At 58.4% G+C, this 12564-nt stretch carries 7 protein-coding genes and 1 pseudogene; 4 read left to right on the top strand and 4 right to left on the bottom strand.

Annotated features, from left to right (window positions below):
- The first annotated feature begins 9 nt into the window (after positions 1 to 9).
- From AC0Z4S_RS12250 to AC0Z4S_RS12240, 3 genes are read left to right on the top strand one after another with little or no spacing between them, the layout of a single operon-like run.
- Positions 10 to 810 carry a carbohydrate ABC transporter permease gene (locus AC0Z4S_RS12250; protein WP_024013421.1) on the top strand — a complete coding sequence of 267 codons (801 nt, stop codon included), beginning with the start codon at positions 10 to 12 and terminating at the stop codon, positions 808 to 810.
- Positions 811 to 820: 10 nt separating this feature from the next.
- On the top strand, positions 821 to 1093 hold the full coding sequence (locus tag AC0Z4S_RS12245; protein WP_038861868.1) for a DUF2160 domain-containing protein: 273 nt from the start codon (positions 821 to 823) through the stop codon (positions 1091 to 1093).
- 47 nt (positions 1094 to 1140) lie between these two features.
- Positions 1141 to 2883, top strand: coding sequence for an ABC transporter substrate-binding protein (locus AC0Z4S_RS12240; protein ID WP_325716748.1), 1743 nt, complete (start codon positions 1141 to 1143; stop codon positions 2881 to 2883).
- A gap of 118 nt (positions 2884 to 3001) precedes the next feature.
- Here AC0Z4S_RS12240 and AC0Z4S_RS12235 read toward each other — a convergent pair whose 3' ends face one another.
- On the bottom strand, positions 3002 to 3838 hold the full coding sequence (locus AC0Z4S_RS12235) for an IS3 family transposase (RefSeq protein ID WP_485623175.1): 837 nt from the start codon (positions 3836 to 3838) through the stop codon (positions 3002 to 3004).
- Entirely contained in the window at positions 3835 to 4140 is a 306-nt protein-coding gene (locus tag AC0Z4S_RS12230) for a transposase (RefSeq protein ID WP_485623174.1), read from the bottom strand. Before AC0Z4S_RS12230 ends, AC0Z4S_RS12235 begins: the two co-directional genes overlap by 4 nt.
- Before the next feature lie 549 nt (positions 4141 to 4689).
- Here AC0Z4S_RS12230 and AC0Z4S_RS12225 point away from each other — a divergent pair.
- Positions 4690 to 5069, top strand: a pseudogene (locus AC0Z4S_RS12225) (DUF6124 family protein).
- 118 nt (positions 5070 to 5187) lie between these two features.
- On the opposite strand, the gene AC0Z4S_RS12220 reads toward AC0Z4S_RS12225, so the two are convergent.
- Together AC0Z4S_RS12220 and AC0Z4S_RS12215 are read right to left on the bottom strand one after the other, a co-directional pair.
- Complete coding sequence (locus tag AC0Z4S_RS12220) at positions 5188 to 7935, bottom strand: RHS repeat domain-containing protein (RefSeq protein WP_485623173.1); 2748 nt, start codon at positions 7933 to 7935, stop codon at positions 5188 to 5190.
- Positions 7932 to 12563 (bottom strand): SpvB/TcaC N-terminal domain-containing protein, encoded by a 4632-nt coding sequence (locus AC0Z4S_RS12215; RefSeq protein ID WP_485623172.1) that lies wholly within the window; start codon positions 12561 to 12563, stop codon positions 7932 to 7934. The genes AC0Z4S_RS12220 and AC0Z4S_RS12215 overlap by 4 nt, the downstream gene beginning before the upstream one ends.
- Position 12564 lies beyond the last annotated feature (1 nt).

Here is a 12564-nt window from a genome sequence, read left to right as displayed (position 1 = left end):
GGCCCGGCCATGAGCAAGAAAAAGCTTATTCCGTTGCTGGTGTACATCCTGTTCCTGCTGGTGCCGATCTACTGGCTGCTGAACATGTCGTTCAAGAGCAACACCGAAATCCTCGGCGGCCTGACGCTTTTCCCACAGGATTTCACGCTGGCGAACTACAAGGTGATCTTCACCGATCCGAGCTGGTACACCGGCTACTTGAACTCGCTGTATTACGTCAGCCTCAACACGGTGATTTCCCTGAGTGTGGCGTTACCGGCGGCTTACGCGTTTTCACGCTATCGTTTCCTCGGCGACAAGCACCTGTTCTTCTGGCTGCTGACCAATCGCATGGCGCCGCCGGCGGTGTTCTTGCTGCCGTTTTTCCAGTTGTATTCGTCGATCGGCCTGTTCGACACGCACATCGCCGTGGCCTTGGCGCATTGCTTGTTCAACGTGCCGCTGGCGGTGTGGATTCTTGAAGGCTTCATGTCCGGCGTACCCAAGGAGATCGACGAAACGGCCTACATCGACGGCTACAGTTTCCCCAAGTTCTTCGTGAAGATTTTCATCCCGTTAATCGGCTCCGGCATCGGCGTCACGGCGTTTTTCTGCTTCATGTTTTCCTGGGTCGAACTGCTGCTGGCGCGCACGCTGACCTCGGTCAACGCCAAGCCGATTGCGGCTGTGATGACGCGCACGGTGTCGGCATCGGGGATCGATTGGGGCGTGCTGGCAGCGGCGGGGGTGTTGACCATCCTGCCGGGCATGCTGGTGATCTGGTTTGTGCGCAACCACGTGGCCAAGGGCTTTGCCCTCGGTCGAGTCTGAGGAGCAGATGATGGAATGGATGAGCTGGACGACACCGACCGCCGCGTTCTTCATCGGCATCGGTCTGATTCTGGTGGGGATGACCACTTGGGAATTGCGCTCGCCGAGCATTCTGCGGCGCGGGTTTCTGCCGATTGCCACCACCCGTGGCGATCGCTTGTTTATCGGTCTTCTCGGCAGCGCCTACCTGCATTTGCTGGTAATCGGCGTCACCGACTGGAGCATCTGGGTGGCGTCCGCGTTGTCCCTGGTGTGGCTGTTGGCTGTGATGCGTTGGGGCTAGTCGAATCGTTCGGCAACGCGGCTCCACAACTTAAACAGGAGGTCTCTATGTTCGATAAAAACAATAAGCTGCGACATAGCATTTCATTGGCAGCCATGCTGGCACTCAGCGGTTTGAGCGCATCTGCCTGGGCCGACGCCTATGAAGATGCGGCGAAAAAATGGATCGGCAGCGAGTTCAAGCCCTCGACCCTGACGGCCGAACAGCAGCTCGAAGAATTGAAATGGTTCATCAAGGCCGCCGAGCCGTTTCGCGGCATGGACATCAAGGTCGTTTCCGAGACCCTGACCACCCACGAATACGAGTCCAAGGTGCTGGCCAAGGCCTTCAGCGAAATCACCGGGATCAAGCTCACCCACGACCTGCTGCAGGAAGGCGACGTGGTCGAGAAAATGCAGACAGTGATGCAGTCGGACAAGAACATCTATGACGGCTGGGTCAACGACTCCGACCTGATCGGTACACACTTTCGCTACGGCAAGACCGAATCGATCACCGACCTGATGGCCAACGAAGGCAAGAACTTCACCTCGCCAACCCTCGACATCAAGGACTTTATCGGCATCTCTTTCACCACCGCGCCGGACGGCAAGATCTATCAACTGCCCGACCAGCAATTTGCCAACCTGTACTGGTTCCGCGCCGACTGGTTCGAGCGCGCCGATCTGAAAGCCAAGTTCAAGGAAAAATACGGTTACGAGCTGGGTGTGCCAGTGAACTGGTCAGCCTATGAAGACATCGCCAAATTCTTCAGCGAAGACGTCAAGGAAATCGACGGCAAACGCGTCTATGGCCACATGGATTACGGCAAGAAAGATCCGTCGCTGGGCTGGCGCTTCACCGACGCCTGGTTCTCCATGGCCGGCGGCGGCGACAAGGGCATTCCCAACGGCTTGCCGGTGGACGAGTGGGGCATTCGCGTCGAGGACTGCCACCCGGTCGGCTCCAGCGTGACCCGCGGCGGCGACACCAACGGCCCGGCGGCCGTGTTTGCCACCACCAAATACGTCGACTGGCTGAAGAAATACGCGCCACCGGAAGCGGCCGGCATGACCTTCTCCGAGTCCGGCCCGGTGCCGTCCCAGGGCAACATCGCTCAGCAGATTTTCTGGTACACCGCGTTCACCGCCGACATGACCAAACCGGGTCTGCCGGTGGTCAACGCCGATGGCACACCGAAATGGCGCATGGCGCCATCGCCGCGCGGGCCGTATTGGGAAGAGGGCATGAAGCTCGGCTATCAGGACGTGGGTTCGTGGACGTTCATGAAGTCCACGCCTGAGAAACAGAAACTGGCAGCGTGGCTATACGCGCAATTCGTCACCTCGAAAACCGTATCGCTGAAGAAAACCATCGTCGGCCTGACGCCGATTCGTGAGTCGGACATCAACTCGCAAGCGATGACCGATCTGGCGCCGAAGCTCGGTGGCCTGGTCGAGTTCTACCGCAGCCCGGCCCGCGTGCAATGGACCCCGACCGGGACCAACGTGCCGGACTATCCGCGTCTGGCGCAACTGTGGTGGAGCCACATCGCCGAAGCGGCCAGTGGCGAGAAGACCCCGCAACAAGCGCTGGATGGCCTGGCCAAGGACCAGGACCGCATCATGGAACGCCTCGAACGCTCCAAGGCCCAGGCCACTTGCGCACCGAAAATGAACCCGGAACGCGATGCGCAATACTGGTTCGATCAACCGGGCGCACCGAAGCCGAAACTGGCCAACGAGAAGCCGAAGGGTGAAACCGTGAGCTATAGCGAACTGCTGAAATCCTGGGCGGATGCGCGTAAGTGATAGGGGAACTGTGAAAGGCAAACGGCACCGCAAGGTGCCGTTTTTTTTGCTGCCTTTGCCATTGCTATCGCGAGCAGGCTGAACTGGTCAAGTAATCCCAGACACCGGTTACGGTGTTTTAGGCTGCTTTTTGCTCCATCGCTATTGGCGACAGATAACTGTTGTAGCTGTGGAGCCGGGTGCGGTTGTAATACACGAAGAAACGCACCATGTCGGTTTTAGCTTCATCGATCAGGCTGTAGCCGCTGCGAGGCACCCATTCTGATTTCAACGTTCCGAAAAAACGCTCTGTCGGAGCGTTATCCCAGCACTGGCCACGACGACTCATGCTTTGCAAAATGCCATGGTTCATTAGTTCTTGTTGAAACTTGCGACTGGTGTATTGGCAACCCTGATCCGAGTGAAACATCAATCCCGGCGGGCACGTTCGTATCTGTGTGGCCATCCGTAGCGCCTTGCTGACCAAGTTAGCGTCATTGACCAGCGAGAACGCCCAGCCAATGACCCGGCGAGCAAACAAGTCGATCACAATGGCTAGATGAACCCAGCGCTTGCCCACCATCAAACTGGTAACGTCTCCACACCAGACCTGATTAACCGCCGTTGGCTTGAAATTTCGTTTGAGCAGATTGGGTGCGACAAATGCTTCAACTCCCCTGGATCTGAATGGATGCGGCTGGCGCTGTTTGCTGACAATGTTTGCCTCTCTCATTAGCGCTCTGACAAGACTCCTTCCCGCCGCTATGTTTTGGGCCTTCAGACCTTTGCTGATCATTCTGGAGCCCATGGCATCCCGGCTTTCGCTGTGCAGTTCAACCACTTTCAGCTTGAGTTCTTCGCGTTTTATCCGTGGCTTGGCGAGCCGCTGAAGCCACTCGTAAAAGCTGCTGCGCTTCACATCGAAAACACGGCACAGAGTGGCAGTCGGAAAAGACTCTCTTAGCTCCGCGATCATCGAAAACGATCGGGATCCGACATCAAGAGAGCAGTAGCCTTTTTTAAGATATCGGCTTCCATCTCCATGCGTTTGATCTTGGCTTTCAGCTCCTGAATCTCGCGCTTTTCTTCAGTAATCGCTTTAGTGCCATTGACCGGCTGTCCTTCGCGTTCTTTGCGAACTTGGTCCACCCACCGCCTTAAGGCAGTAGGGCCTATATCCAGCGATGCGCAAACGTCTAGAACCGGGCAGTTGTCGTCAAGCACCATGCTGGCAGCACGCAGCTTGAATTCGCGGGTATAAACCTTTCTTTCGTTCATGAAACCTCCAGATTGGCGAAATCATATCGCCCTTAAGAGGTGTCCGGAATTATTAGGCCAGTTCAGGCTCACTCCCACAGGTTTCAGGAACACCCTTGATCCCTGTAGGAGCTGCCGAAGGCTGCGATCTTTTGATCTTGATCTTTAAAATGAAAATCAAAAGACCGCAGCCTTCGGCAGCTCCTACAGGGGGGGATGTCAATATCACGGTCTGTATTTCGATTCGGGATGTTTAAAGGTGTAGGGGCAATCGCAGAACCTTCCCACACTGTTTTCAGGTTGTCCGTCGGACGTCGGCTCTCTAGTGTGTGAGCGTCGCTGCCCAATCAGCGATCGGGATTGGAACCCCGGGACCTAGAAAGCGCAAAAGTGGCTTTCATGACGTATGCTTGCGCACCTTGATGGTGTGCACGCTGTTATGGCGGCTGTGCGCGGGAGACTTCGAGTCTGCCGGGTTTTCTCTGGTCCCCGGGTTCCAACCTGCGTACAGCTGCCACCCTTCGCGTGGAACCGAATGGGCCAGCTCCACCGCAAGACTGGAGATACACCATGAAAAAGCCAACACCCAATCCGCCCGAAACAACCGTTACTGCGGACGCCAATACAACGTCCCCCTACGCCTGCGAAGACACCCGCAAACTCCACAAAGCCGCCGACCGCGCGCTCGACTTTTACCTCAAGCCCGCCGCCGCCATCATGGCCACGCCGTACTCCCCCAATCAGATGTTCCAGGTCAATCCCAAAGCCGACACCGAATCCCTGCTGGCCAACGCCTGCGAATCCCTTGGCTCGGCCAGCGTCATGCTTGGCGACTTCGCCGCGTTGCTGGAAGGCTCGCGTCGCAAGACGCTGCTCGGTATTGCGCAAGTGGTGATGCTCGGCGAGCTGGCGGTGAACAAGCGCTGGATAACGTCGACCCCGCCGCGTGAACCCTGTAGGAGTGAGCCTGCTCGCGATAGCGCAGTGTCTCTCAGCAGAAGTGTTGGCTGACCCGACGCCATCGCGAGGCTCACTCCTTCAGGTTTAAGTGAAGCTGTATCAGGGACACTAATAACGTCCTGATTGATTTCCAGATCTCGGTTGTCGATTTCCTTTTATAAAGGGATCCACAGATCTCTCAATGCCCTCTCTCAGGTCTTTATTTTCCAACATCGTTAGTGAGAATAGAGCGAGTGTTTCGGCCTCTTCCGACTGAATATGTTCTGCATGACCTCGGGTTCTGTGGGTATCTCTAAGTTCAGCATGAACACGAGCTATTTGTCTGGGTAACCTCTTGAGGCTGGTGGCAGTTTCAATACCTGAGGCATTATTGAAAGTGTCATCATTGGGGTAGTGGAGTGTATCCACCGTGTGCGCCACCAAATGAGACAGTTCATGAATAAAGGTCGAGGCTCTCCCAATGACGTTACTTAATCTGAAGTTATCTGTTACGAAAATTCGTCGGTGCGGATCCTTGGGGTAGACAAAGGCGTCGGCCTCTTCTAAGGCGGATTCGCCCTGCAGATAAACAATCTGATCCCGAAGGTCGCCTCCCTTCTGATAGCGAGGTATTTCTTTCAGTATTGATTGATAGGTTTTCAGCATGGATTCAGCCACGGTCAGTCCTGAATTCAATGTAATTTCGCTGTCACCGCGTAAAAACCTGTCAAGGTGAGTGGAGGGTCCAGATTCAAGATGCTTGATAGTTGCCTTTACCAACTCTGCGCTTAACTTCCACGCAGCATCATTGGTTTCGGAAAATCCTTTTTCACCAGCGTCTAAGGCCTCGGCGTTTCCTCGATATTTTATTGAGTAGCCACTGTCGGTTTTTTTTAAGTTTTTCTCGAATTTGTCGTTCGCACCTTTGTATGACAACCCTTGCACGTCATATCCACTGGAAGGATTGTTCTTCGCGAACGTATAAAGATTAAGCCCATCAACCACCCCGGCCGGATCCGGATTCAACCACCGCTGCAACCACGCCACGTGATACCTGAACCCATAGTAATAAAGCCCTGTCGCATCGCGCTCTTTCCCCGAGTAGCGCAGGATTTTATAACTCGCCTCGACTTCCTCGCGCCCGGCAAACCACGCGGTGGTACCGAAGGGGTGATAACGCTCATGGCTGATTACCTGACCCACGCTGTCGAGTTCCAGCGTGCAGGAGCCCAGATGATCGCTCAGGCTGTAACGTTGCTGATCGTTGGTGATGTCCTTGGGCGGTTCGGATTCCCAGTGCAAAACCTGCACGTTGCTGCGTCCGGCCTGAACGCTGATCACATGCAATATTTCACCCGTGCCACTGTGGGTACGGATTTCCAGGTTCGGCAGGTAACGCATTTCAATGACCAGCGTTCGGGCATTGCTCTGGGTCGAGCGCACTTTGCGCAGGCGCCTGCCGTCGGCTCCGTAGAGGTAACGCTCGCTATCGCCAGTAGCGAAGGCGCGCTCTATCGTTTGGACTTCATGCAACTGGTTGCGCAGGTCCCAGTGCAGCGATTGCCCCGGTTGCAGGATGAGCAAATTGCCGTTGGCATCGAAGCCGTCGCGAAAATCTTCGTCGTCCGGCTCCACGCCATCGATGACGGACAAACAGCGGTTGCTCCCTGCGGCGGCGACCAACCGATGGCTATGGTTTTGCGGCCCTTCATGAGTCAGTTCCAAGAGATTGCCGCCGCGATCGTAGCGGTAGGTCTGGGTGAAACCGGCGCACGCTTGAGGATCGTCAAATGCCGAGAACTGCGGGCCTTGACTGGCGCCGCCAGCCTCCCATCCCATTGCCTTGATCAACCGGTAGAGACTGTCATACCCATAGCGATTGACCGGTTCGATGCGCTGGTTGGCGAAGTAGCGAATGGGCAGGGCGGCGTCTTCGATGCTCAGCACATTGCCGACCGGGTCGTAGGCATAGCGCAGGTCTTGCAGGACATCATTGCCGCGTCGGGCTTGCAGGCGGGTCAGGCGACCATCTTCGGAATCGTATTGCAGCGTAGTGATGACGCCATTGCTGGCGGTTTCCTGTTCAGTCTGGCCTTGGGCGTTGTAGTGGATGGCGCTGATCAGGGTTTTCGGCGCGGTGTCGGCTTTCAGTTGCAGGCGTACCTTGCGCAACTCGCCAGCGAGGGTCTGGCTGAAGAGCTGGCTGTTGCCCCGAGCGTCGACCTGCTGGATGGCTTCACCCAACGGGTTGACCAGCGCTCGACTGATCGCTCCCGCACCAGGCTCAAGCAGCGCGTCCCGTTCGGCCACAAGCTCGGGCCAGTCGGGGGAATCCCGCGCCTGCAGAAAGTGGCGAGTCTGCTCCAGCACTGCGCCCGTCAATCCGTAGCCGGTCAATAGCTGCGTGCCCGCCGGATCATCGTGCCGTATCAGTCGCCCGCACTGGTTGCGCGTGGCGAATGCCGGGTCGCTGTCGCCATACACACAACGCTCGGCGCACAGCGATTCACCCGCCAGCGTCTGTTCGAACACGGCCATTGGCCGCAGTTGCCGGTCATACTCGACACGCCGATGGCTGCCACGATCATCCCAGCCATGCACCGGCTGATTTGCTTCGCCCGGCAGTTGCGCACGCCAACCGGCATCGACGCTGAGGGTGCTCAGCACCTGGCCGGACAGGGAGTGGATCGTGGTGAGGTTGGCGGCCGTCAGCCGTGGATCGCGTTGCGCCACCAGGCGTCCGGCGCTGTCATATTGCTGGAGGGTGGGACGGGCCTCGGGATCGCTGCGATCCTGGCGCCAGTAGGCAATTTGGCGCACGGGCAGGCCTCGGCCGTCGATGACGGCGAGCTGCGGCGTGTGCAAATGCACACTCATTTCCCCGTCCACCAGTTACCTCGTCGCTGTTCCGGTGCAGCCTCGAACAGGTCATTCTCATCGAATGCCACGTTGCACCAGGTCCAGTACCAGATTTCCCGACGCAACGGCTTCAAAATCGGCGGATTGCCTTGCAGCATTTTCTTCGCCAGCACGGTTTCGGTCGGCCGGCCCGCCGCGTCGTAGAACTGCTGATCGTGGAAGGCGTGCTCGCGCATCGAGCGGTCGTTGATGTAGCGCGGGTGATCGGCGAAGTAGGGCCGATAAATCCGCACCTTTTCGCCTTTGTTGTTGTATTCCACCGGCTCACTTACGCGCCAGCGTCGCGGCACTTCGGCTTCCTGCGGATGACCGTCGGCGTCAAGGATCAGTTCACCATTGGCATCGACCTGCCACGACTTGCCCGGCGGGACCTCCTGCTTGGATTGCAGCGTCCGGCCGAAACCGTCCAGGCAAGTAATGCTGACGCGCACCTGCAGCTCTTCATCGTCGGGGTAGCGGTCGGCCAGCAACGTGACGGCGTACACGGGTTCTCGGTGTGCCGCGTCGATTTGCTGCTGCAGCGTCGTCTCGTCGGGGTCAGGGTTTTCCAGTCCGGCCACGTGTCGCCGGGCTCGCTCGCACAGGTGCCCGTCGGGCAGTACGAAACCTTCACTTCGGGCCCAGGCCAGCCAGGCCGGAGAGGGCGGATCCGAGCGGGAGATACGGCCCATCCAGCTGAACGGATCGGCAAAACCGGCGCTGGCAAATTTGCCGATAGCCTGTTTTGGATCGGCAATCGCAATGGCCGGGTCGCGATCCGGCGGCGGTGCGTAGGTCTCCAGTTTATGAAAGCCCACGGGTTGTCCCAGTTCGGTGCCATGGAAACTGGTCACCAGCGGTTCGCCAAAGGCGTTGTAGAGCGCCTCCTGAATATTGCGATTGGCGTCCTCGATCGCTGCCGGGAGGAAGGTGCGGTAATCGATGTCGAGGCTGCGGGTGGTGCAGCCGTCCGGCAACGTCACGGCGACGGTCAGACACCCGTAATCGTCCCACTCAAGCTGGGTTTCACCGTGGCTGCGGGTTTCCTGGTACTTCTCCACGTTGTAAAAGCCATCCAGCTTCTGGTACGTCGGGAAACCTTTGTGTACGGCCCACAAATAGTTTTTTGCATCGTCCGGATCTGCCAATTCCTGTGCGGCGACTTCAGGCAAAAACAGATCCATGATGTGGTAACCCACCTCGGGCGATTCGAGTTTTTCTTTGAGGTTGAACGGCATGTTGTCCTGTGCATCCTTGAGCTTGTCGTAAGCGCTCAAGGCGATCGCATCCAGCTCTGCCATTTCAATATGGGCGGGCAGGCCTTCGTAGGTCGCTTCGCCGGGCGCGAGAGTGGTCCTGCCGTCTTTGGGGTCCATGTAATGTTGCAAGGACAGTCCGCTCAGCACCGATTGTCCGGCCCAGGCACCATCGTCCGTGCTCTGCTCAAGAAAATGCTCGTGATTGATCGTCGCCGGGGTCAGTGCCTGCTTGTCCAGCACCAGCGCATTGCTGCGATTGCGATAGGGCAGGCCCAGGCGCCACGCCTGCAAATCCGCCAAGTGAATGCACTGCGATCGGGTCTGCGTCAGGTACCATTTTTGCTGAGCATCGTCATGGGCATCGTGCCACCAGTTTTTCTGGTGTTCGTCACTGAAGGGTGGCGTATCGCCGACGGTTTTGCGCCGTGCGTAGTGCACGTCGAAGCCATGGACGCTGGTCCCGTATTCGTCCCACTCAAGGTTGAGATGGTGCTGACACAACGGGTCGTCTCTGAGCGCCGTCTCGTATTGATAGCTGACGGATTCCAGTTCCAGCGGTTGCAGGACCGCGTAGGGTTGATACTTGCCTTTGGCGCGCAACACCCGCACCAGTGCGCGGGTTTCCTGAACGGTGTAGGGCACGGCAACGTCCGGGTCGTCGTCTGCTGCATAAACTTCCGAGCGCAGTACACGGCCGCTCAGGGCGCGGGCGATTTCCCGGGCGTCGTCTTCGTCAGTGGCCGTGAACGGCTGCGCCGCACGGTCGTTGAAGTGGTAGTTCTGCATTAGCGTGGGTTGCAGGGCAATCGCCGCCGTATCGCGGGCGTAGTAACCGTCCCGCGGCGGATCGATGGTGTCGCCGGTGTGGAACCAGGTTTTGCTGAGGATCGGCGCGGTGAACCCTGCGCGGGCGCGTTCAGCCGCCGAGGCTTCGGTATCGGTCTGCAAGAGCAGACGAAAGCCGCAGAACTCGCGTTCGTAACGGTCGTAGCGACCGCCTCGATAACTGAAACACTGGGTCAGCCGGTTTCCGCTGATTTCGTCGAACTGCGTCTGTCGTTTGACCAGGTGCAGGGCAAGCGGCAGATGGGAAACCGGATTGGCGATCTCGTTATCGTGTTGTTCCTTTTTTTCATCCAGCCATTCCTGCGCCGAACTGCGATAGCTCACAGCGGTGCTGGCGCCCATGTTGTTGCAAGTGCCGCTGGCCAGATAGGGTTTGCCGTCGACGAAGTCGTAGCGCCAATGCCGAGGCTCCATGTGCGGCACCGTCAGGATAAGGCTGGAGCAGCCCAACCCTTGCAGGTCGGCGGTGCTGACCTGGCAAAGTGAATCGTACTGCACGTCTTCAGGCCAGGGCAGGTCGGTGGACGTCTGCTCGTAACCCTGGCCGCAATGGTTCATGAACACCCGCAGACGATCCGTTTCCAGGTAGATCAGGTCGGCAGCGCCCGAGCCGTCAAGGTCAGCCAGCAACACGTCGGCGGCGTTGAATTCGCCCTCGGCAAATGGCAGAGCACACAACACAAAGCCTTTGCCGAAATGTCCACGCCCCAGATTGGGCCAGCATTTGACTTCGTTGTGACGGATGCGCACCAGATGTTGCTGGCCGCTGCCGAGCACATCGGCAAACGCCACCAGTTCGAGCGGCGTATTGCTCAGCGCGGGTAGTTCATCGTCATCGCCCTCGGGTGTTCGCTCCTCATGAAGCACATCGATGCCATCGGCGAAGCCGTGTGCACGACGGTTGGCATACAGACGCACGCTGCGGGTGCCGATCAGCGCGATGTCGCTCAGGCCGTCGCCCATGAGGTCGGTAATTTGCGCCTTGGGGTGCAGAAATTCGTTGGGGAACGCTTCGAAGGGGACAAAACCGGACCAGTTGCGATCCGGATCCAGGGTGAAAAAGCCGCACAGCCCGGGCATGGCGATCACCCAGTCGAGCCGGCCATCGCCGGTCAGGTCGGTGAGCGACTGGTGAACGGGGTTACGGCTGTTGGCCAGCGGAATCTGCTCCAGGCATTTCCAGTCGCTGTAACACACGTTGTCGCCGCCGCTGTCACAGCGCAACGGCTCGCGGTAATACCAGGCCTGATCGTAACGACACAACGTGCCTGGCAGGCCTTCGCCGTACAGGTCCACCCATTGATGGCCCTGACCGTTGTTGAGACCGGGCAGGTCGGCAAGCTGGCACCAGCCCGGATTACGGGCGTCGGGTTCGAAGGTGTTGTAGCTGAACTCCATGGGCGGCCGGCTCTCGACCTGGCCGAGGCCATCATAGGCCTGGCAATGAGCCGCCGTCAGGTGGTTGTAACCCAGCGGACTTTGCCGGTGCTCCAGCAGCAGACGCTTGACCAGCACAGGCTCGTCGCCCAGTTCCTTGGGAAAGTGATGGAACATCAGCACCTGTCGGCACAGGCGTCGGGTGCCCAATTCGAAACCGTAGCTGTAGATCCAGAACGGGTCGCTACGATCCAGCCAGTCGTGCTCTTCCTCGAACCGGGGCGCCTGTTCGAGATCGGTACTGCGCTCGCCGTAATCGAATATCAGGTGAAAGTGCCACGAGTGTTGTTTCCAGCTGTCGGCCTTCCAGGCGTACAGATGCGGGTGCGCGGTGGTGTTGCCGTAGCACACGCGTTTGAGGTAACGCTGGGCACGATAGTCACGCAGCTGTGGCGGGGCAGGTAAATCGGCTTCGGTTTTGTACTCGTAGACGATGTGCTCACCGCGCGTGTTGAGGCTTTCGTCAATCAACCAGACGCCGACGTGTTGTGGGTCTCGCGGATCGCTCCTGCGCGAGCTCGCGCTTGAGCCATACATGTGCAGCGTGCCATCGGCGCCGTGGATCAGCCAGAACCCTGCGGTGTCGGTCGGCGTCGACCAGTGCTCGATCAGGGCGAACTCGCCCTCGATCCGCGGCCAATGGCGTACCACCGTGCAGGTTTTTCCCAGTGGTTGGTTGTTGTAAGTGGACGCGGTGCGGGAAATCAAGGTGCCATCGCTTTCATTGCGCTCAGGCATCCACACATCGCCGCCAGGCCCTATCACCTGATCCGTGCCGTCGTACCCCGGCACGCCCTTGTTGATGCGCAGGGAGATCGCCTTGACTTGCATCTGCCAGCCGATCCCTAACGTGCTGTTGCCGACGTTGCTGGTGTAATTCAATGCCAGCGCCGGGGCGAAACCGCGCCCGGGCGAAATCGGCAGGGGCAACTCCAGTGACGCCGCGCCGCTGGTACCGACGGCGGCCCAGCCCTTGCCGATGCTTTGAATCGCACCGCCCATTTTCGGAAGCGTCGGTGTATTGATCTGCATCGTCGACTGCTGTTGGGGCTGTTGCTCGTTCATA

Source organism: Pseudomonas sp. 1L-B-1-E-C1, assembly GCF_057291835.1.
This window is presented reverse-complemented; position numbering and strand designations above follow the sequence as displayed.